Genomic DNA, 21,020 nt, shown 5'->3' on the forward strand with positions numbered 1-21,020 from the left:
ACATCGCCGCCGCGCATCCATCAACTCCGAAACTCACGAAGCCACTGAATCACGGCTAAAGCCTCTAGGCCAGCTTCTTTTTCAACAGCCTGCTAGGCCTGCAACGAGGGCTGCCGTGCGCGGCTCGTAAAGCCGCGGGCATAAGCAGATCTTGAACGAGGGGGCGTCTGCGGGGCCCAGCGCTGGCAAAGACGGGTGCTCGCGCTCGGAACTCATGAGCGCCGCGACCTTGGCAGGTGCCAGCGGCGCGAACGATCGATCCTGGTGCGATTAGTGTCTCAGATCCAAGTGTTCGCCAGAAACCGCGTCGATCTACTCTTTGCGCTAACAAGTCTCGGGGCGAGATTCGATTCGGGCGGCCTCCTGTAGCAGCATCTGCCGCATCCAGAGACTTGCCGGATCACCATTGTGAAGGGCCGGCCATTGAACCGCAATGGTGAATGCGGGAAGTGGCACCGGAAGGTCCACGATCTGCAGCGGGATCGTCTTTGCGAAATGCTTGACCAGTCGTGACGGCATAGTCGCTATACGGTCGGTGCCCGGTAGCAACGGCGGAATCATGCTAAAGCCCGGCACGGCTACCTCGATTCGCCTTTTGAGACCGTATTCCAGCAATAACCATTCCTCTATGGTTGGCTTCAGCGTACGCCCGAACTTGACTGCAATATGCCCCATCGACATGTATTTTTCGAAGGAAAGCTGTCCCGACAGCTGTTGGTTCGTGGGGCAACCCACGCACACGAGTGTTTCGACAAGCAGTTTCGCTCTGGGGTGTCCGTTCGACATGAACTGTTCCGGAAGGATTAGAAAATCGACGTCACCGCGCCGGAGTAGTTCATCGGGTTCATCATCGAGAGACAGCAACTCGAAGCTGACGGCGGGGGCTTCCCGCGCCACACGCCCCACGACTTTGTCAAAGAACACCAGTGTCATGAAATCGGAAAGGACGATCCTGAAGCGGCGCTCCGATTGTGTCGGGCTGAACGGCTCCCAAGCAATGATGGAGAGCTGAATTTGCAGAAGGGCGTCGCGGACCGCGGGAGCAAGCGCTTCCGCACGCGGTGTTGGGATAAGTTCGCGGCCCTGCATGGTAAACAGCTCGTCGCTAAAATAGGTACGTAGCCGGGCGATGGCCGCGCTCATCGCCGGCTGACTGAGGTTGATGCTGCGTGCCGCAGCCGTAAGCTTACGCTCGGTCATCAGCGCGTCGAGCGCAACGAGCAGATTGAGATCAAGGCCCTTGAATCGCATGTCCTGTCGCATCCATGGCGTGAATGAGTGTAATCCACATAATCGATTTTACCAATGATGTCGAATGCTATTAGAAAGCGCTGAATTTAACCGAAATCAAGTGCCCGCAGAGAGATTGAGAACGGTAGAGGAAAACCACAGTCGATGACCGGCACGAAGGGTTCACCAACGCAATTACGCCACAAGTTTCGGACCGGACGTCACGCGCACGTAGGACCTGTGCGTCTAATGGCGATGCTCCCCACGTGGGGCACGCTCGGCGGGCGGCAAGTAGACGCGCAAAGCGTTGGATCGCGCCGCGTCTGTGTCGAAGTCAAACGATAGGAGACCAGGATGCCAGATCAACTCGTAGATGACGTTATCGCGATGATCAAAAACCGTGTCGCATCGAACGGCGCCGATGTATCTCCCGGCTTAAGCGGCAACGAGATAACGGCTGCCAGCGAACTGACCTCGCTCGGAGTCGATTCGTTGGGGCTGGCGGATATTCTCTGGGACCTCGAACAGAGCTACGGCATCAGAATCGAGTTGAACACCGCCGAGGCCTGGTCAAACCTCCAGAATGTCGGCGATGTGGTGGAAGCCGTACGCCGCTTGCTCGCCGAAGAGGTTTGAATGCACAGACGCGTCGTCATCACCGGAATGGGTGGGCTGTGCGCACTCGGCACCGACGCTGCCACCATCTGGAAAGCAATGCGCGAGGGTCGTTCCGCTATCGGCCCCATCGTCCATTCGGAGCTTCATGAATTGAAGGGCATGGTCGGTGCCGAGATCCCAGCGCTGCCGGAGCACGACATCGATCGCAAACAACTCATCTCCATGGACCGCTTCAGCCTGCTCGCCGTGATTGCAGCGCGGGAAGCCATGCGACAGGCCGGACTCTCCATTGATGAAGGAAACGCCCACCGCTTCGGCGCAACGGTGGGCGTTGGCATCTGCGGCTGGGGCGCGATCGAAGAAAACTACCGTGCTCTCCTTCTAAATGGCGCCCGCCGCGCTGCCATCCTTACCGCACCTAAAGTCATGCCGAGCGCGGCTGCCGGTCAGGTCAGCATGAACCTTGGCTTGCGCGGGCCTGTCCTGGGCGTCACGTCCGCTTGTGCCTCAGCAAATCATGCGATCGCTACGGCGGTCGATCAGATCAGGCTCGGTCGCGCCGACGTAATGCTTGCCGGCGGCAGCGAAGCGCCGCTCATGTGGGGCGTGCTGAAGTCATGGGAAGCACTGCGTGTCCTGGCGCCGGACACCTGCCGGCCCTTCTCGGCCGATAGAAAGGGCGTGGTGCTGGGCGAGGGTGCGGGGATGGCCGTGCTGGAAAGCTATGAACATGCGGCAGAGCGCGGTGCCGTAATACTTGCCGAGATCGCCGGCGTCGGCTTTTCCGCCGATGCGTTCGCTATCGTCGCACCTGCTGTAGAGGGGCCGGAGGCGGCTATGCGCGCCTGCCTTGCTGATGCCGGGCTGAATGCCGGGGATGTGGACTACCTAAACGCGCACGGCACTGGGACCAGAGCCAATGATCAGACCGAAACGACGGCGATCAAGCGCGTCTTCGGTGACCATGCCTATTCAATATCCATCTCTTCCACCAAGTCCATGCACGCGCATTGCCTCGGCGCGGCGGGAGCGCTTGAAATGATTGCCTGTGTGATGGCGATGCGCGAGGGTGTCGTGCCGCCGACAGTCAATTATCGTGAGCCAGACCCTGAATGTGATCTCGACGTCACCCCCAATGTGCCGCGGGAACGTAAGGTGCGCGTGGCACTGAGCAACGCCTTTGGTATGGGAGGCACGAATGCAGTTCTGGCATTCAGGCATCTTTAGCAGCAAGCCAGGAGGGCTCGCCACCTGAGATATGGCCTCGCCTAGAGTTAGGACCGATCGACATTCATCGTAGCCAGATCAGGATCGCAGCGAGATAGATGACGCCAGTAAAGTGGAGTGTTCGGCGAGTAACGCGTTGCGACGCGTCGAAAGTGCTTGAGGCGATGGAATGGAAATGCCGTTCGATATTGTTTACGGTGCCGATAGACGACCGGGTCGTGCGGGATGATGATCTTGCGGGAACGGTTTGAGGGAATGACGGCTTCGGCCCCCTACTTGCGATCGTTGCAAGCAAGGCATTGCTGTCATAGGCTTTGTCGGCGGGCACAGCCTGACCTTCCTGGCCGTCAATAAGAGCAGGAGCCTGCGTGATGTCGCCGACCTGACCGGCTGTCACAATGAAGCGCAGGGGACGTCCGAGCGCATCGACCAGCATATGAATCTTGGTGGTCAGTCCACCTCTGGAACGCCCCAGCGCCTGATCCTTGACCGCCCTTTCCCACTTGCCGCCTGTCGATGGGCGCGGACGATAGTGCTGTCGATCATCAGGTACTGATTGTCTCGGTCGGATGTCAGCGCATCGAAGACCCGCTCGGCGCTTTGACCCCGCAGCTTACTGTGGAACTGACGCGGGGATTTTCCGGGCCCACTGACAAGCCAGATCTCTACAGCCTAAATGCTCCAAGAATAATCTATCCAGACGACACCGCATCGATATGCCAGCGGTTGGTCAACGCATCAGCCGCCGACGAAACAGGCCCAGCGACAGGATGAACGGGATTACTATGTAGATGCAAAGCGCGCCGATGTGCAGGCCGACGCTTTCAACTGAGCGTCCAAGCAGCGCCGGACGAATGAGATCGATGGAATGTGACAGCGGCAAGAAACGCGACAGCTGCTGAAATGAGTCGGGTAGTTGGGTGAGCGGGAAGAGCGCGCCGGACAGGAACAGCATCGGGGTGATGACAAGGGTCTGGTAGAATATGAAATAGTCGTAGCTGGGTGCAAGCGCCGTGACAATCATAGCTAAGCTCGCAAAGGCGAAACCCGTAAGCGCGATGAGTGGCAAGGTACAGAGAACGGACGGCCATTCCGCATAGCCTAGCATCGCAGCAACAATCGTGATTCCTGTACCGGTCACAAGAGCCTTGGTGGCTGCCCACGCTAATTCACCTAGAACAATATCGCCAAGGGAAAGTTGAGTGCACAGGATTGCTTCCCAGGTTCCGCGCATTCGACCGTAAGCCGCATAGAGCGTTTCGAAGGTCGACGCAGTCATCGCGCTTGCGGCGACCATGCCCGCTGCCAGAAAAGCGATGTACGATGTACCCTCAACGTGCCCTACCATTATTCCGAAGCCGGTGCCTAGTCCAAAGAAGTAGATCATTGGATCGGCGAGGCTGCCGAGAATCGACGCAAGTGCAACCTTCTTCCACGCCAGAAAATTGCGACGCCACACCGCAATCCAGTTCCACCCATTGGCGGGCAGAGCCGTCGCATAACGTTCCCACATTCGTTTAATCCTTCATTTCTCGACCAGTTAGCCGCAAAAAGACATCCTCAAGATTGGGCGGACGCTCTAGAAGGCGCAGGCCGGGCCGCTCACGAAGTTGCGCGCGTACCTGATCTGGATCGGTCGTATAGCAGAAGAGGGTCTCTCCGCTCACCTCCAGGCGCCGAGCATAAGGCCTGACCAGCGTACTCAGCTCACGCGGGTTGCCACCGTATATCTCAATTACCTGACAGCCGATCTGCTCCTCGATCAGCGCATGAGGTCGACCTTCGGCAATCTTGCGCCCTTCTTCAAGGATGCACAACCGGTCGCATAGCCGCTCTGCCTCTTCCATGAAATGGGTCGTCAGGAGAATTGTCTTGCCGCGTGCCAACAGGGACCGCAACCGTTCCCAGATCAGGTGGCGCGCGTGCGGGTCGAGACCAGTAGTCGGCTCGTCCATTATCAGGAGCTGTGGGTCGTTGATGAGTGCACGTGCAAGCGTCAGGCGCCGCTTCATGCCGCCGGACAGGTCCGCGACGCGTGAATCCGCTTTGCTCTCGAGGCGCGCGAAGTCAAGCAGGGATGGGATGACTGCTTCGATCTCACGCGTGCTCATTCCGAAGTAACGACCAAACACCTGCAGGTTCTCGCGCACCGTGAATTCCAGATCAAGGTTATCGAACTGTGGAACCACGCCGATGCCGCTGCGTGCCAGGCGAGCCCTTGCTGGCACAGGTACTCCGAGCACAGCGATGCTGCCCGCGTGAGGCGGTGTCATGCCGAGGACCATACGCGCGATTGTGCTTTTGCCTGCCCCGTTCGGCCCCAGCAGACCGAAGCACTCCCCCGTCGCAACAGTGAACGAGAGGCCGTCGACAACGAACTTGTCGCCATATGACTTTCTTACGCCCGCAAGATTAATCGCCGGGGCTGAAACACAGTCTGCTGGAGAATGTTCTGCGTCTATATGCCTGTTGTGCTCCTGCTCGAACAGATTGGTGCCGAACCGGCACCGACCATCCGGGGTCGACTTCTGACGCAATAAATTCATGTCCCGCCTCAAACTCGTCCATCTAGAGTAACGCAAGTATCACCCGTCATTTCGAGTGCCGTGAGACGCCGCCAATTTCTGGCTTTGAATAGCGTTCAGTTTCTCATTGCTATCGGCTACGCTGACCTCGGATCCGCGCGACAGCCAATCGCTGTTGCTCAATGTACACAACGCATAGGCTTTCAAGGGCAGTAAGAGAAAGATGTTGATGAGTGTGTGCAGCGAGAACGCGAGAAATCGAAGTTGGCCCGCTCGGAGCGCCGCCACGCTGCAGCGAATCATGGTCATGGATGCAATCATGAGGATTGTCGACCAGGGAACCGTGGCTGTCAGTGCCAATTGCGCAAGCCCCGTCAGGACCGAGAGGGCGAGAAGTAGCGGACCAAGGTTCTGTCCGATCACGTCCAGCGTCAGATAGCGATCGAGACCAGACAGTAGACGCAGCCCAAGCAAGGTGTCTCGGAACGTGCTTCTTGCCCAGCGCAGTTGTTGGCGCAGATACGGTTTTAGCCTATTCGGAACGACGGTGGCCGCGATGGCGTCCGGGACATACTCCGTTTGAAAGCCCGCCTTCAGCATGAGGATCGTGAGATGGCGATCCTCGCCGAAGTCGCTTGGCTTGCCCCTGAAGAGTTGCGTCTCGTATTGATCGAGCAGCAAAAGGAGCGCGGACCGGCGGTACATGGCACAGGGGCCGCAGCAACACATAACAGCGCCGAAGCGAGCCTGCGCCGCACGCTCCTCGTTGCAAGCAAGCCAATACTCCATATCGATCAACCGCGTCAGCCAAGTGTCGCTCCGATTGCCAGCCGCGAGCTGACCCATTGCCGCGCCTATCGCGGGATTTTTCATCTTCAGGACAAGTTTGGAGACGACGTCGGGCGCGATTGTCGTATCCGAGTCGACGTTGAGCACCAAGTCTCCCGATGAACGCCGTATCGCGGCAATCTGCGCCTTACGCTTTCCGACATTCTTTGGCAGCAAAATGAACTGAAACGTCGGATTGTGCGCATAATGAGATTGCACGGATAAGACGGCATCCCGATTCGCAGAACCGTCATCAACTACATAGATCCGCAGTTCTCCGATATAATCTTGATCCCCAATGGAGGCCAAGCAAGCACAAAGCGTCCGCGGGTCCTCATTGTAGCTCGGCACGATGACATCCACGCTCGGCAGCACGTCGGAAGCGGCGGCACCCGCTGGTGCGGATGAGACGTTTGTTGGCAAGGCATAAATGGCTTGCATGCCTTTATAACCAGTCGAGAGCAGCGCATATAAAGAAATGGCCACGCTGCTGGTGGTACCGAGCAGATCCATGGGATTCCGTCCGTTCAATAATGCTGAGCAAGCGAGTGGATTGAAAATCCACCATCATGCAACGCTGGGATTATACGAGATAGCGCCTCGACCGTCTGGTCGCGTAGGCTGGCATGACTGCCCGGCTTCAACTCGTCGGGAGGGCACCCGTCGTGCAGAAGTACAATCGCGCCGGGCCGGACAGATGCCAGGACTGAATCGACAATGGCGTCGACCCCGGGGCGAGACCAGTCTCGAGGGTCTACCGACCAGTGCACGGGCGCCATTTCAGCCTTGGTTGAGACGGCAAGTACTTCTTCTGTCCAGGCTCCAAATGGCGCCCGCATGTGTCGCACCGGGGCGCCGGGGCATGCCATTCGGATAGCACTGTTCGCCTCAAGTATTTCGCGTTCTATTTCACCGAGACCGCATGTAGACAGGTCCAAATGAGTCATCGTGTGGTTAGCGACCTCGTGCCCTTCGGCAACCATACGTCGGATGAGTTCCGGTTGCTGTTTCGCATAAGCACCAATGACGAAGAAAGTCGCCGACACACGGTGCTCTGCCAGCAGATCCAGGATTTCAGGAGTGAAGAGCGGATTCGGGCCGTCGTCAAACGTCAAGTAAACGCGACGATCTTCGGTGCCGTCAGCAGAGAAGCTCGGCACTTCGCATTTGCAATTCAGTTGTTTCATAGCTCTGGACCATTCCTGTCAATGAGCGTACCGGAGGGCCACTCGCCCATTGGACGTCCGATCGGAAAAACAACGACGAGGAGCTCCTCGAGCCGCGTCGGGGGCAGGTCGAGATACACATCTGCGAGGGTGGAGCGGATGCGAATGCCCGGAAGGATGGTCGCCAGACCGTCTCGGCAGAGCCTGTCAACATGCTTGAACAGTGCGTGCCGAACAGTGCCGAACAGGAATGGAACGCCGAGCTGCCGAAGCGCTGGGTACAACACACGCATCGAATGACAGAGTCCAAGGCCTTCAAGGTCCGGGCGGACTCCCCACAGTCCTAGTTCGCCCACCAGTAAATCAGTCTCTCCAACCTTGATAAAACGGCGTAATACTCCCAAATGGGCCGCCACACCGCGCGAGTCGTAACCGACGACACGCAGCTCGGGCCGTGCTCCCGCCCAGCTGCGACCATTTTCAAATGGTTTTGCGTTAAAGGCGCCCGTCGGCCCATAGGTCGCTCGAAAAAACTCAGCAAGCTCCGTGTGGTCGGAGAGTTCTAACTCGCTTTCCCAGCACAGTTTCCACCGCACCTGCATGTGCGTCCTCCTCGCACCGTCGCAACCTTGCGGCCGATGCATTTGATTTCGGTTAAATTCAGCGTTTTCTAATAGCTGTCCGTGGGATTGGTAAAATAGATTGTTTGGATCACCTCCATCGATACCATGAATATATCAGCGACTTGGCGCCGGTCATGGTGATGCATCTTCAGCACCCGACCGCCGATCTCTTCAAGCGCTTTGATCCGAATCTCTTCGCAGCCGCAGCGCTTTACCTCGACTCAGCTAGAGCAGCTTCGTCTCCTCGACGACTTAGGAACTGCTGCCTCATCGATCTTTACTGCTCGTGCACAACGCGAGTGGTCAGTTCTTCAGATCAGCCAGGAGTGGAAGAAAATTCTCAGTTCAGCCGACACGCGGGCGACGGGGATGCGGACCCTGTCGCGGATTTACTCCGCGTCTCGCCACCAAATCGAATCCGACAAATGTCCTCCAACGAATGCCGAGGCGCCCCGCGTGGTCGGCGCAGCACCGCAGAGAATCTATTTCTAAGGGCTTGCGCACCGGCGAGCAACATCTCCCCTCGCCGCCGGAATGGGCTCGTCGAAGCCAGTGCACCCGAGTATGTGGTTAGCTGCTCAGCGTTCGGCAAATTCGTCGACGAGACGTACGATGTCGTCCTCGCCCAAATAGGAACCGGTTTGAATCTCAATTATCTCCAGCATGATCTTGCCCGGATTCCCCAGCTGATGTACCGCCCCCTCTGGGATGTAGATCGACTGGTTCTCGTGCAGGATCCCTACCTCGTCGTCGATTGTCACTTCCGCCACCCCTTTCACGCAGATCCAGTGCTCCGAGCGATGAAAGTGCCTCTGGAGCGACAGCATTTTACCCGGGTGCACGAACAACCGCCTTACTTGAAAGCGATCGCCGGTGAGTATCGTGGTGTAGCCTCCCCATGGCCGCAGCGATGTTGGATGCGATTCCGTAAGATGTGCCGTATTCCTGTCGCCAGCGAGGCGCTTCACAAGGTTTCCGATCTCATGTGCCTCTTCCAATCGGCCCACGAAGACGGCGTCTTCGCTGGCGATGACAGCGACGCCGTCGAGTCCCTGTACAGCAAGATGGCTGGCACGCGACATCACAAGTGAATTCTTCGTGTTGGAGACCGTCGCATTGCCTTTGATCACGTTACCGTCCACATTCCGCTCCCCGATCTCCCAAACAGCATCCCAACTGCCGAGATCCGACCAGGAAAAATGCGATGGCAATACAGCGGCGTTCGCGGTTTTTTCCATCAGTGCACAGTCTATCGAGATGGATGGTGCTTTGCTGAAACCCTCAAAGGCGAGCCGTAGGAAGTCGGCGTCGACAGTTGAGCCATCCACAGCGTTTTGGGCCGCCGTCAGCACGTCGGGTGCGTATTCCTCGAGCTCGGCGATGACCGTACCTACCTGGAAGAGGAACATACCAGAGTTCCAAAAGTAGTGGCCGCTCTCCAAAAGAGCCGCCGCCTTTTCGCGGCTAGGTTTCTCGACAAAACGGTTGACCGCATGCGCGCCATTGCCGATGTCCATGCCACATTCAATGTAGCCGTAGCCCGTCGCCGGCCCAGTGGGTTGTATACCGAACGTCACGAGCTTGCCGTCCGCTGCGGTCAGGCAAGCTGAGTGGATACAGCTTTTGTAGGCGTCGTCGACCGTAATGGCGTGGTCCGATGGCAGCACAAACAAAAACGCGTCCCTACCAAACCGATCAGCCACGATTCGTGCGGCGACGGCGACTGCGGCTGCCGTGTTACGTGGCACCGGCTCAAGGACGATGCTGGAAAGCGTGACCCCCCGCTGACGTGCCTGTTCGGCCACCAAAAACCGGTAGTCCTCATTGGTGATGACGAGTGGTGCTCCATATATTGCGGAATCAGACACGCGTTCAAGCGTCGCTTGAAACAGCGTTTCCTCGCCTACCAGCTTGAGAAACTGTTTTGCGGCAGTTGCGCGGGACAATGGCCAGAGCCTTGTGCCCCTACCCCCTGCCATGATAGCCGGGATAATCTTTGGAAGCATGGAATTGCTTTTTGAATAGTTCAGCTGACGCTTCATAGCCATTTAGGACGCGTGACGCAATAACACTTGTTCGATTCGTGTTCGACTCGTCCTCTTTGTTTGTTAACGTTGCGATGAGCGGCTCCTGAACACTGGGTAGTGATGGGGAAAACAATGAAGCCGAAATTCGGCACTAGTGGTCTGCGCGGACTGGCAACCGATCTCGTCGGAAGCGTTTCGGCGCTCTACGCTACAGCCTTTTCGAAGATGCTCCTCCAACGGGGGCAGGCCGGCCGAGGAGCAATCGTATTGATAGGCCGCGACTTTCGCCCATCAAGTCCCGAGATCGCCGCTACCTGCATGGGAGCGCTCGCCCGGGCAGGAATGGTGCCGATTGACTGCGGAGCGCTGCCTACGCCAGCACTTGCTTTGTATGGCCTTAAACTCGGTGCCGGATCACTCATGGTGACGGGGTCGCATATCCCGGCCGATCGAAACGGCATCAAGTTCTATGGGCCAAACGGCGAGATCGACAAGGCTGATGAGCAGGCGATCACGGCGCTGGCGGAGCAGCTTGCAGTCGACGCCGATGCATCAAGGGTTGAGCACGGCCACGGCATCGATCACTCCGCCGAAGCAACTGGCCTCTTTATCAAACGTTACGAGGCCCTGCTTCCAGAAATAGACCTTAAGGGGCTAAAGGTCGGCGTATATCAGCACAGCAGCGTTGCACGCGACATTTTGATTGCGATCTTGGAGAGCCATGGCGCAAATGTTGTACCGATCGGCCGATCCGAGTTTTTCGTCCCTGTCGATACGGAAGCATTATCCGAGGCGACATGCGAGAAGCTCGCGAGCTGGGCGAAAGAGTACGCGTTTGACGCCATTGTGTCGACCGACGGAGATGGCGACCGGCCCCTTGTGGCGGACGAAACTGGGACACCATTGCGTGGTGATCTGCTCGGCCTCATTTCGGCAAAGCTCCTGAACGCCAAGTTTATCGCTACGCCTATAACTAGCAATTCCGGAATCGAGGCGGCGAGCGGCGTCGAGGTGGTGCGTACACGGGTTGGGTCGCCTTACGTCATTGCTGCCATGATTGAGGCGGTTGAAGGCGGAAGGCAGGGGGTGATGGGTTTCGAGGCCAACGGAGGCGTCATGCTAGGGTCGGACTTCACGGTTGGGAGTGCCTCGCTTCCCGCCTTGCCTACCCGGGACTGCATGCTGCCCATCATTGCCACACTCCACATGGCCGCAGACGCCAAAATTCCTCTCTCCGCCCTCGTCGCACAGCATCGCCTGCCAGTCGCTCAGTCCAGCCGGATCGAAAACTATCCGGTCGACAGGAGCTGCGCCCTGTTGGCGCACTTGAAAGCGTCGGAGGGCGCCCTGTCTTATCGATTCGATAAGATCGGACGCGTGATGGCCATGAATGACGTGGATGGTCTGCGCCTCACATTCGAGGGCGGCCGGATCCTGCACATCCGTCCTTCAGGAAACGCGCCCGAAGTGCGTTGTTACGTTGAAGCGGACGACCGAGATACCGCCGAACACCTGCTCTCCGAAGGATTGGCGGTGCTTAAAAATTGGATTTGAAAAAGTGCTGGCGTAGACCTGGTTGACTGCCTCGAGCGCTAGGCTGCTGTTTCGGCTTTGGTCGTCCCGCCCTCGAGTTATCAGTGCTATGCCTGCCTTCGCAGCGCTATCGCCCATGATCCCGATGCCGCGACTTGTAGAGCTGGAAGACGCTGTCGCTTGCTCGCGCTCTACAGGAGATGGCAATAGCTCTCTTCCTTCGGTCCAATTGCCCCACCTGAGCAGGCGCGCGGCTCGCCCACCCCACCCAACGCCCATCGTCATCGCACGTCTCGCCGTATCCACGCCATGGATGTTTGCTATCCAAACAATCAATTTTACATATGCTGCCGGGGCCCATTAGAAAACGCTGAATATAACCGGAAGCGAATGCATCGGCGTCAAGATTTGCGAGCGGCGCAGAGATAAGGGTGGGCAGCGCTGAGGGAGCTCTTCTGCTCCACGTCGCAGTGCCACGGGGACTGCACCAAATTGTCGGGCGTCGCGGTCGACGAGTGATCGAACAGGGATCCCACACCAGATGCAACCTCGTGTCCTTGTATCTGAAACGAGACTACCAACAATGCAGGCTAGTGGATTGATGAAGCGCCGGTTTGTCGTCTCTCGGAGGCGTACGGGTTTCGGTGATTGTCTGTGGTCGCTGGCGGCCGCTTGGCGCTACGCTCAGCGGTCGGGACGAACGCTAGCCGTCGACTGGCGTGGATCCTGCTATCTCGATCAATCCTTCACAAATGCCTTTCCGGTGTTCTTCCAACCGATCAAAGACATCGCTGGCGTACCGGTTATTTGCGACGACCGTATCAACGATTTTTCCTTCCCTGGACCGTTCTTCCCAGGGTGGTGGAATAGGCCATCGATCGACTGCGTTTACCGTCCAGATGAGCAGATTTTCCAAGAGCGCGACGAGTTAGGCGAGCTCTTTCAGGCCGAGCACGATGTCGAAGCGAACACGGTTGTGTGTGACGCCTGTTTGATGTGGCGTTGCGATGAGGATGCCGAGCGGCAGGTGTTCCAGAGTGTCGAGCCCCGGCCCGAAATTCAAACACGCATAGACGCCATCTATCAGGAGCGTTTTGAGGGGCACAGCATTATCGGGGTTCATGTTCGGCATGGTAACGGTGAAGACGTCATGGACCATGCACCCTACTGGGGCGATCCGGAGCTCGCCGTTCGCCATGTGTGCAGTGCGATTGATGAGGCTAAAGCGTTACCGCACCCAAGGCCTGTGCGGGTGTTCTTGTGTACCGACAGCGAGCAGGTCTTAGATCAGGTGTCGGCTAGGCTTCCCGATCTTCTCACCGTCCCCAAGCGTTTCCGAGCCGATCAGGCAGGCCCTTTACATACTGCAGGACTTGGAGTTGACGGCGGAATTTCCGCCCTCGTTGAGATGTATCTTCTCGGGCGCTGCGACACCGTCATTCGTTTTCCCCCGACAAGCGCCTTTACACGTTATGCACGCCTTTTCGTACCACGGGTAATTGAGTTCGATCTGAAGGATCCAAGTCGTTTGACTTTGATAGAAAGCGGTCAAATCTCCCGTCTTAGCCAAGACCCGCCATGGCGATTCAGCAAATGCAGCGAACAGGCATAGCGACGTTAATCACGCTCCACGAGATGCGGGCCATATGTCGAGCTGCTGCCGTCTAAAATGCACTAAGGCGCGACAGTTCGGCAGCACTCGTATTACGGATAGCGTACCGCTGGCACTGTCTGGTCTGCGCCAAGGAGCGATTATCTCTCTCTAGAACCAGGGTAGTGACGCAAACCCCTCGCCCCAAGCAAACTCATTGGAGATTTCAAAAGTGGCAGATCGGAAAATAGCTTTGATAACGGGCATCACGGGACAGGATGGGGCATACCTCGCGGAACTGCTGTTGGACAAAGGCTATATAGTTCACGGCATAAAGCGTCGTTCGTCGTCATTCAACACCCAACGAATAGAGCACATCTATCGGGATCCCCACGATCCTGAAGCCAGATTTTTTCTCCACTATGGAGATATGACAGATGCGACCAATCTACTGCGCATTGTTCAGCAAGCCCAACCGGATGAAATCTACAATCTTGCCGCGCAGAGCCATGTCCAGGTAAGCTTCGAGACCCCTGAATACACCGCAAGCGCTGATGCGCTTGGTACATTGCGCATGCTGGAAGCCATCCGAATTCTTGGGCTGACAAATCGGACGCGGTTTTATCAGGCATCAACTTCAGAGTTGTATGGTTTGGTTCAACAGGTCCCTCAAAACGAGAACACACCGTTCTACCCGCGTTCACCTTACGCTGCCGCTAAGCTCTACGCGTACTGGATTGTCGTGAACTATAGAGAGGCTTACGGCATTCACGCATCCAACGGTATTCTTTTCAATCACGAAAGCCCGCTTCGAGGTGAAACATTCGTCACGCGCAAGATTACGCGGGCCGCGGCAGCCATCAGCCTCGGTAAACAGGAAGTGCTTTATCTGGGAAATCTTGATGCTCAACGTGATTGGGGTCATGCTCGTGAGTATGTGCGCGGCATGTGGATGATGTGTCAGCAGGATAAGCCAGACGACTATGTCCTGGCTACGGGGGTGACCACATCGGTCCGCACGTTTGTAGAATGGGCATTTGAGGAAGCCGGAAAGACGATTGAATGGCTGGGAGAAGGCATCGAAGAAAGGGGTATTGATGTCGTCACAGGCAAATGCATCGTGGCGGTAGATCCGCGTCATTTCAGACCGACGGAGGTAGATCTGCTCTTAGGCGATCCCACAAAGGCGAAGCAGGTCCTGGGCTGGAGACACGAGACAAGTGTGAGGGAGCTTGCCCGCGAAATGGTCAGGGAAGATCTGAAGTTAATGAGAGACGCGTTACAGTAAGAGGCTTGAATCCGATGTATTCGCTAAGCGGGAAACGAGTTTGGGTCGCAGGACACGGAGGTATGGTCGGCAGCGCCATAACCCAGTCGCTTGCCTCAGAAGATTGCGACGTCATCGTTGCGGATAGACAAAACCTTGATCTCACGCGGCAAGAGGCAGTTCAGCAATTTCTGTCAAAAGAAAAGCCGCACACCGTCGTAATGGCCGCAGCGAAGGTTGGCGGCATCCTGGCAAATGACACTATGCCCGCCGACTTCATCTATCAGAACCTGGTGATGGAGGCCAATGTCATCGACGCCTCGTTTCGAAATGGCGTCGAAAAGCTTATTTTCCTGGGATCGAGTTGCATTTATCCGAAGTACGCTTCGCAACCCATCAAAGAAGACGCGCTCCTGACTGGTCCACTTGAGCCGACCAACCAATGGTACGCAATCGCAAAGATCGCTGGCATTAAGTTATGTCAGGCCTACCGCAAGCAACATCGCGCAGACTTCATCTCGGCCATGCCAACGAACCTCTATGGCCCTCGCGATAACTTTGATCTTACCTCAGGTCATGTTGTGCCGGCATTGATACGCAAAGCACACGATGCAAAGATTAAAAACCTCGATCGATTGCGTGTATGGGGGAGCGGAACGCCTCGTCGGGAGTTCTTGTACAGCGAAGATTGTGCCGATGCCTTGATTTTCCTGCTTAAGCATTACTCCGAAATGGAACACATCAACATAGGTTTTGGCACCGACATAACTATTCGCGAGCTTGCACGCCTCGTCTGCGACGTTGTTGGCTTTAAAGGTGATATAGAACTTGATATATCCAAGCCGGATGGAACGCCGCGAAAACTTTTGTCCAGCGAAAAACTACTATCGATGGGGTGGCGCCCTAAAACCTCCATCGAGGTTGGAGTTGCCAAATCCTACGAATGGTTTATCAGGAATGTGGCGGACAGTTAGACTGCGGTGATCGGGCTGGATTCCCCTCCCCCAGGGAGACCCACCGCCTTCGAGTTCACCCCGTCCACAACGAATCGCCGCGAGGTTGATCCCCTCGGCTTCCACCAGAGTGCAATCGTTCACGAGCACTTGACCCTGATCGCTGCCGGCGAGCGGCCATTCGCGCCGCTTCGCATTTCGCGCCGATGTTCCGCGGCCGCGTAGACCACTCTAAAAGGTGCTTTCGCGCGACGCGGAAATGGACGACCCACGGCCGGGGCCGACGAGGGATGCGGACCGCTCGCGGAACGCCACGCTCGGGCGGTAAAGGTCGAACTAAGCGCAGCTTGAGCTCCAAAGAGACGAAGATCGCGCCAAGATCGGTGCGGATAGCGGCAGGCGCCGTAGAACGATCGGCTACAACATGCATGATTGGCCTCCACAGAGTTGTTGGTCAGCAACCCCACTCTGCCAGAGCGCAGGTCGCTATCCACCACCGTCATGGGACCTTTGATGGGATACTTGTGTTCCGAATCAAAGGCGCTATGGGTCAGGTTCTGCATGTTGGGTCGGCTCGTTCACAACGCCCACAGGCTTGAAATGAGCGGCGAGTCCATGCGCCGTCTGCGCCAATCGGCCGAAACACAGACCTAAAAGGCCGGACCCCAAAACCGTGGAAAATACCCTGGCCAAAGGAATGTCGGACGCGCGGCCCGCGATCAAATTGGAATGGTGCGCGGCATCAGGTTGGAATGCATGCGCGCGATCGTCGGAATCCGCAGATCATCCCACACTGGAGTGCGAGCCTCGGTCGAGGGACAGAGTAACCGGCCCAGTATAATCAAGCGCCAGATGTATCAGCTCTCCAGATATCCACTGCTGACAAATAGGCTACTGGCCGCCGTCTGATTCTGCGCAACGCGCGCTACGATGGAGAGTGGAAGGCGAATTGCACCCAAGAACCCTTGATTATCGCCGCGCCGACATCAGCGCCGGAGTCGGTCTTGCAGTGCCAGCCGATCAACGACCAGGTTATCGAGGTGCAGCATGGCTGGCCGCCGTTCTTGCGCCAATTGGCGAACCAGTACCCGCGTGCCGTCCAGGACGAAGACACCGCAATCATAGCCGTTGCGCTGCTGGGTCATGCGGGCTGGCTCCAGACGGGCGCCCAGGCGTTGTGCGAGCATTGTTGCAAGCTCGTTGTTGGATCCCCGGTTCGAGTCGTAATGAAAGGCAACCGGCCTTGCCCGCTCGCGACGATCAACGAGCAGCAGCGACCAGTGCCAGCCGCGGCATTCGGGATCCCAAGCACTGGCATCGCTCACCGGCAAGAACAGGAAGTCGGCTGTATCGTTACCGTCCTGATTATGGACAATGCGCTGGAAGGCACGCACCGCCTCGTTTTCGGGGCCCAAGCGCAGATGATAGTGAGCTATGAGGGGATCCACGAGCCGCGTCCGGGAGGCGAGATCCGGATTGTCCCGCTGCAATTCCTGCATCAGAAGCGCGTAATCCGCCGCGATATGCTGGTCACCCAGCCAATCCGTGGCGCCGAGCTCCAGCCGACCACCGTCATGGGACGAGGCGGTCGGACTCAACGCCGCGATCTGAGCATCGGAGGATGTGCTCGGAAACGCCGGCGCATAATGATCATCACGCAACTCGTGCGGTGTGGACGGCAAATCAACCAGAGAGTCAAGACTGCGGTAGATGTCTGACGACCGAGACCTCGAAGACGAGGGACGCGCGGGGCCCTGCATCTGCCTGCTGAGCCAATCCCAAGCTCCCTCGAACGGGGTGTCTGGAGCTGAGGAAGACTCTTGAAACAAGCTGGACTGCCGGGCGTCTTCCCCGGCGAACGAACGCGCCTCCTCAGGAGCCCGCAACCCGAGCGCTCTATTCGCCTCGACGACTTGTAGGTATTGCCGAAGCATCGTCAAATCTTTTTCGCAGAATGAACGTCTATTCCTCCTGAAGTTCTTGGCATCTGCGTTTAACGCATTCCGCTGCCCAGTCCCGCTGAGCCGGTCAACTATGTTGCCCTTTCCCTCCCTTTGGAGCCAGTCACTGAAGGCACGAAGCCGGCTAGCGCTTAATCGAAGGGGCAGCTTTTGCGCCGCAGTCGAGTCTCCAAGTCCGCGCAGGGCTTCCTTGAGCATAGCGTCGATGAGGCGGGCGTCTGCGGGATGGGGGTTCAGCTGGCGCCCGAAGCGCTGTCGGCCGTGGATGTTGAAATTCGCAGGGCGTTCCTCGACGTTCGCGGCATGGAATTCCTGGAGCACTGGCAGCGCCGCATGGATACTCCTTGTGCCAGAAAGTGTCGCAAGGTCTGACGACCGAGACCTCGAAGACGAGGGACGCGCGGGGCCCTGCATCTGCCTGCTGAGCCAATCCCAAGCTCCCTCGAACGGGGTGTCTGGAGGTGAGGAGGGCTCTGCAGACGATTGCGACGCGGAGCCCTGCATCTCCCTGCTGAGCCAATCCCAAGCTCCCTCGAACGGGGTGTCTGGAGCTGAGGAAGACTCTTGAAACAAGCTGGACTGCTGGGCATCTTCCCCGGCGAACGAACGCGCCTCCTCAGGAGCCCGCAACCCGAGCGCTCTATTCGCCTCGACGACTTGTAGGTATTGCCGAAGCATCGTCAAATCTTTTTCGCAGAATGAACGTCTATTCCTCCTGAAGTTCTTGGCATCTGCGTTTAACGCATTCCGCTGCCCAGTCCCGCTGAGCCGGTCAACTATGTTGCCCTTTCCCTCCCTTTGGAGCCAGTCACTGAAGGCACGAAGCCGGCTAGCGCTTAATCGAAGGGGCAGCTTTTGCGCCGCAGTCGAGTCTCCAAGTCCGCGCAGGGCTTCCTTGAGCATAGCGTCGATGAGGCGGGCGTCTGCGGGATGGGGGTTCAGCTGGCGCCCGAAGCGCTGTCGGCCGTGGATGTTGAAATTCGCAGGGCGTTCCTCGACGTTCGCGGCATGGAATTCCTGGAGCACTGGCAGCGCCGCATGGATACTCCTTGTGCCAGAAAGTGTCGCAAGTCGCTTCAATTCCTCGGGGCGGTCAAGCACGCTGGTCAGCGTCAAGCCCTCGGACCAAAGCCATATGCGCAATTGTTGCAGCCGACCCACCCACCAAAGGACGGTGCTTTTCGGCCGGCCGGCCGATTGGGCCGCCTTCCTGAACTCGGCAATAAGCCTCTCGTCATCTGTGAGCTCAGCTGGTGGCAGATCGGCATGCCGTAGATTTTCCAATGCCTCTATGATTTGATCTTTGGTGCTCTTGCTGCCGGTAGGGTCAGATTGCTGCGCATACTCCCGCGCATCGTCGTCCAACTTATGCTCGTTCAGCCGGTCGGCAATTGGCTCCCTCTCGCGCTCGTTAAGCCAGGCACTGAACTGGCGCAAATGAGATGCATTCCTCTGGGCAGGCAAAAATGTGCTGCCGAGAGACGCTCTCAGAAACCTGGAAACAAGGATTTTGTCCGACGCGAAGGGCTCGGTCGCAATGCGTCGCTTCGCGCAGCATATGCGAAGCTCTGAATGGACTACTTGCGACGCAGAGACGCCGGCCGAGTTCTCGCGACAACTTCCCCCGAAGGCTTTGACGACCCCTGACTTGACACGTGACAGATGCCGGCCTTTGCTGTCCTTCGTCCGCGCAGCAGGATGCGCTTCCGAGGGCACGGTGTGGCTCGTGCTGCTGAACCCGCTATGTCGTGGGTCGGACTGCGACGGCATCCACGTCGATTCCTCGATATCAGCGCGCTGGATGTTTCCATGCACCTCCGCGGGGCGCGTGTTAGGCATACTAGCACCAGGGTAAATAGCATCACCGGAGCGCTCGCCGGCGGAACTGAGCTGCAACCCGCTCACCTGCTGTTCAAAACCTGCTTGATCCTCGGGCATGTCTCCCGATTGTTGCCTCGCCCGCTGCTGTTCTTGCAGAGCAGCATAGTGGTACATCCAAGCGTTAAACCATCCGTTGCAGGGCTCCACATCACTCTCCCTAGATGACACAAATCATAGCTGGCCAATGAGCTAAGCTCGGACGCACAATTTGCATTCCTTTTCGTTGCTCAACGTCCAATGTATCTCATTTAGCTTTCAAGAGGCTGACGAGCCTCTCTGTGACTGCCGATGCAAATTCCGTGCCGGCTGAGGGTAGACAATGATGCGGCTACTGATGTGCCGGTCTGCCGGATGTTGATGTTTGAACTGGTTGCGAGCTTAAATGGCTGAGTGGGAATGTAGCCCGCGCTTGTGCTGGAAGTCCACCGGACAGACCGCTTCAACCGTCAATCGTCTTTATTACGCTCTCCCTGCTTTTGACCCCTGTCGTGCGGACTCCGTCTTCACCCCATTGAGCCGATCAGGCCATTGCGCCTCGGTCTTGTGGTTCACGACAAGCGCCCTGTTTCCCGGGAGTGCCGATACGAGGATACCCACAGGAGTCTAATTCCTTGCAGCTGGCGAACATCGCCTTCAGTATTGCACTCTCGTCGTCCTCGTTCGGTATCGTTCGGCGACGGAGCGGCCGCAGGCCCAACGATGACGCAGATTGCTCAGAAATTTCCAGGACCGCTCTCAGGATGCAACCTGCGGCAGGTCAGGTTCATGTCAGGTAAGAGCGGCTGTGTTCGACGGCCAAAGCGCGACCATTGCCGCGCGGAATGACCGCTTCGCGCTTTGCTCTCGCAGCGAGAGATCGATGTGTCGTTGATCGGCGGATGGTAACGGTACTGGATGGATTGGAAATGAGCGAGGGTCGAGAAGATCAACCGGGGTATCGTCAGTGTGTATTCGGTCGACCGCGGCGATATGGGCTCTGATCAGCGGAACCCGAAGATCGCGCCAGACCCCGGCGCCTCCTTTATGACCGCTTCGACCAACGCCGACAGTCCAGCAATGCCACGCCGGATATCGGTCACCCCACAGGCCAAATAGACCCGCACATTCCCTGAAAACCCGATCGTGCTGCCTCCACACAGGCGATCAACCATGCCAGCATCTTTCGCTCGATGTCTGGTGGAACTTTCAAACCCCGACCGTTTCGTAGCAAGATCTTGATAAACAGTGGCGTCGGCAAAGCCGCAGGCCGCCCAAGGCCGACTTCGTCGACGAGCTGTACCGGAAGAAACGATGCTGACGCATCGAAGTGGCTAAGTGTCTTCCGCCATAAACGGTCTGAGCCGGATAGATGGTCATGAAGACGAGCTACATCGCCAATGCGGACGCCAGGCTGGTCCGCTTCTGCCAATATCTCCAGCTTAGCTTCTTTTCGACCATACGCTCAACGCTGGAAATGATCTCCATGCGAGCCATGCCAACTCTGAGATCTGGAATTAGTGTCAGCACCAATGCTGGTTCTAATGCCAGAACATCGCCTAACTGGCTCGCTCAGCAAAATTCGCTCACCGGACCCTCACCATTTAGCAGAAG

16 protein-coding genes are annotated in these 21,020 nt (G+C 57.4%); 6 read left to right on the forward strand and 10 right to left on the reverse strand.

The window, feature by feature from the left end:
• Positions 1-324 precede the first annotated feature (324 nt).
• Entirely contained in the window at positions 325-1,251 is a 927-nt protein-coding gene (locus QN224_RS27975; protein WP_283979292.1) for a LysR family transcriptional regulator, read from the reverse strand.
• Positions 1,252-1,584: 333 nt separating this feature from the next.
• On the opposite strand from QN224_RS27975, the gene QN224_RS27980 reads away from it, so the two are divergent.
• A complete protein-coding gene (locus QN224_RS27980) occupies positions 1,585-1,866 on the forward strand; it encodes an acyl carrier protein (protein WP_283979293.1) in 282 nt (93 codons plus the stop codon).
• Entirely contained in the window at positions 1,867-3,075 is a 1,209-nt protein-coding gene (locus QN224_RS27985; RefSeq protein WP_283979294.1) for a beta-ketoacyl-[acyl-carrier-protein] synthase family protein, read from the forward strand.
• A 64-nt stretch (positions 3,076-3,139) separates the two neighbouring features.
• Here the strand turns inward: QN224_RS27985 and QN224_RS27990 are convergent, their stop codons facing one another.
• From QN224_RS27990 to QN224_RS28020, 7 genes are all read right to left on the reverse strand, one after another.
• On the reverse strand, positions 3,140-3,646 hold the full coding sequence (locus tag QN224_RS27990; RefSeq protein WP_283979363.1) for a transposase: 507 nt from the start codon (positions 3,644-3,646) through the stop codon (positions 3,140-3,142).
• 159 nt (positions 3,647-3,805) lie between these two features.
• A complete protein-coding gene (locus QN224_RS27995) occupies positions 3,806-4,588 on the reverse strand; it encodes an ABC transporter permease (protein ID WP_283979295.1) in 783 nt (260 codons plus the stop codon).
• A gap of 4 nt (positions 4,589-4,592) precedes the next feature.
• Positions 4,593-5,621: a nodulation factor ABC transporter ATP-binding protein NodI gene (gene nodI, locus QN224_RS28000; protein ID WP_283979296.1), complete on the reverse strand. Its 1,029-nt coding sequence runs from the start codon at positions 5,619-5,621 to the stop codon at positions 4,593-4,595.
• Between the two features lie 39 nt (positions 5,622-5,660).
• Positions 5,661-6,941 carry a chitooligosaccharide synthase NodC gene (gene nodC, locus QN224_RS28005; protein WP_283979297.1) on the reverse strand — a complete coding sequence of 427 codons (1,281 nt, stop codon included), beginning with the start codon at positions 6,939-6,941 and terminating at the stop codon, positions 5,661-5,663.
• A 14-nt stretch (positions 6,942-6,955) separates the two neighbouring features.
• Positions 6,956-7,615 carry a chitooligosaccharide deacetylase NodB gene (gene nodB / locus QN224_RS28010; RefSeq protein ID WP_283979298.1) on the reverse strand — a complete coding sequence of 220 codons (660 nt, stop codon included), beginning with the start codon at positions 7,613-7,615 and terminating at the stop codon, positions 6,956-6,958.
• Positions 7,612-8,196, reverse strand: coding sequence for a NodA family N-acyltransferase (locus QN224_RS28015; RefSeq protein ID WP_309486656.1), 585 nt, complete (start codon positions 8,194-8,196; stop codon positions 7,612-7,614). The genes nodB and QN224_RS28015 overlap by 4 nt, the downstream gene beginning before the upstream one ends.
• Positions 8,197-8,795: 599 nt before the next feature.
• Positions 8,796-10,223: a mannose-1-phosphate guanylyltransferase/mannose-6-phosphate isomerase gene (locus QN224_RS28020; RefSeq protein WP_283979364.1), complete on the reverse strand. Its 1,428-nt coding sequence runs from the start codon at positions 10,221-10,223 to the stop codon at positions 8,796-8,798.
• A 153-nt stretch (positions 10,224-10,376) separates the two neighbouring features.
• Between QN224_RS28020 and QN224_RS28025 the strand changes: the two genes are divergently transcribed.
• The 4 genes from QN224_RS28025 (at position 10,377) to QN224_RS28040 (ending at position 15,609) form a co-directional block, all read left to right on the forward strand.
• Positions 10,377-11,798, forward strand: a complete 1,422-nt coding sequence (locus QN224_RS28025) for a phosphomannomutase (RefSeq protein WP_283979300.1) — start codon at positions 10,377-10,379, stop codon at positions 11,796-11,798.
• Between the two features lie 580 nt (positions 11,799-12,378).
• Positions 12,379-13,389, forward strand: a complete 1,011-nt coding sequence (locus QN224_RS28030; protein WP_283979365.1) for a nodulation protein NodZ — start codon at positions 12,379-12,381, stop codon at positions 13,387-13,389.
• Positions 13,390-13,600: 211 nt separating this feature from the next.
• Complete coding sequence (gmd, locus tag QN224_RS28035; protein WP_283979301.1) at positions 13,601-14,656, forward strand: GDP-mannose 4,6-dehydratase; 1,056 nt, start codon at positions 13,601-13,603, stop codon at positions 14,654-14,656.
• A gap of 14 nt (positions 14,657-14,670) precedes the next feature.
• Positions 14,671-15,609: a GDP-L-fucose synthase gene (locus QN224_RS28040; protein WP_283979302.1), complete on the forward strand. Its 939-nt coding sequence runs from the start codon at positions 14,671-14,673 to the stop codon at positions 15,607-15,609.
• Positions 15,610-16,574: 965 nt separating this feature from the next.
• Here QN224_RS28040 and QN224_RS28045 read toward each other — a convergent pair.
• Both QN224_RS28045 and tnpB read right to left on the reverse strand, forming a co-directional pair.
• Complete coding sequence (locus QN224_RS28045; RefSeq protein WP_283979303.1) at positions 16,575-19,487, reverse strand: Ulp1 family isopeptidase; 2,913 nt, start codon at positions 19,485-19,487, stop codon at positions 16,575-16,577.
• A 923-nt stretch (positions 19,488-20,410) separates the two neighbouring features.
• Entirely contained in the window at positions 20,411-20,581 is a 171-nt protein-coding gene (tnpB, locus tag QN224_RS34105) for an IS66 family insertion sequence element accessory protein TnpB (RefSeq protein WP_369292616.1), read from the reverse strand.
• Between the last annotated feature and the right edge of the window lie 439 nt (positions 20,582-21,020).

Source organism: Sinorhizobium sp. 7-81 (assembly GCF_030124405.1).
Taxonomy (GTDB): domain Bacteria; phylum Pseudomonadota; class Alphaproteobacteria; order Rhizobiales; family Rhizobiaceae; genus Sinorhizobium; species Sinorhizobium psoraleae.

Bases quoted from the DNA above. Each gene is read 5' to 3' on its own strand.
- QN224_RS27975 (WP_283979292.1), bottom strand. From the start codon at position 1,251: ATGCGATTCAAGGGCCTTGATCTCAATCTGCTCGTTGCGCTCGACGCG.
- QN224_RS27980 (WP_283979293.1), top strand. From the start codon at position 1,585: ATGCCAGATCAACTCGTAGATGACGTTATCGCGATGATCAAAAACCGT.
- QN224_RS27985 (WP_283979294.1), top strand. From the start codon at position 1,867: ATGCACAGACGCGTCGTCATCACCGGAATGGGTGGGCTGTGCGCACTC.
- QN224_RS27995 (WP_283979295.1), bottom strand. From the start codon at position 4,588: ATGTGGGAACGTTATGCGACGGCTCTGCCCGCCAATGGGTGGAACTGG.
- nodI (WP_283979296.1), bottom strand. From the start codon at position 5,621: ATGAATTTATTGCGTCAGAAGTCGACCCCGGATGGTCGGTGCCGGTTC.
- nodC (WP_283979297.1), bottom strand. From the start codon at position 6,941: ATGGATCTGCTCGGTACCACCAGCAGCGTGGCCATTTCTTTATATGCG.
- nodB (WP_283979298.1), bottom strand. From the start codon at position 7,615: ATGAAACAACTGAATTGCAAATGCGAAGTGCCGAGCTTCTCTGCTGAC.
- QN224_RS28015 (WP_309486656.1), bottom strand. From the start codon at position 8,196: ATGCAGGTGCGGTGGAAACTGTGCTGGGAAAGCGAGTTAGAACTCTCC.
- QN224_RS28020 (WP_283979364.1), bottom strand. From the start codon at position 10,223: ATGCTTCCAAAGATTATCCCGGCTATCATGGCAGGGGGTAGGGGCACA.
- QN224_RS28025 (WP_283979300.1), top strand. From the start codon at position 10,377: ATGAAGCCGAAATTCGGCACTAGTGGTCTGCGCGGACTGGCAACCGAT.
- QN224_RS28030 (WP_283979365.1), top strand. From the start codon at position 12,379: ATGAAGCGCCGGTTTGTCGTCTCTCGGAGGCGTACGGGTTTCGGTGAT.
- QN224_RS28040 (WP_283979302.1), top strand. From the start codon at position 14,671: ATGTATTCGCTAAGCGGGAAACGAGTTTGGGTCGCAGGACACGGAGGT.
- QN224_RS28045 (WP_283979303.1), bottom strand. From the start codon at position 19,487: ATGCCCGAGGATCAAGCAGGTTTTGAACAGCAGGTGAGCGGGTTGCAG.
- tnpB (WP_369292616.1), bottom strand. From the start codon at position 20,581: ATGGTTGATCGCCTGTGTGGAGGCAGCACGATCGGGTTTTCAGGGAAT.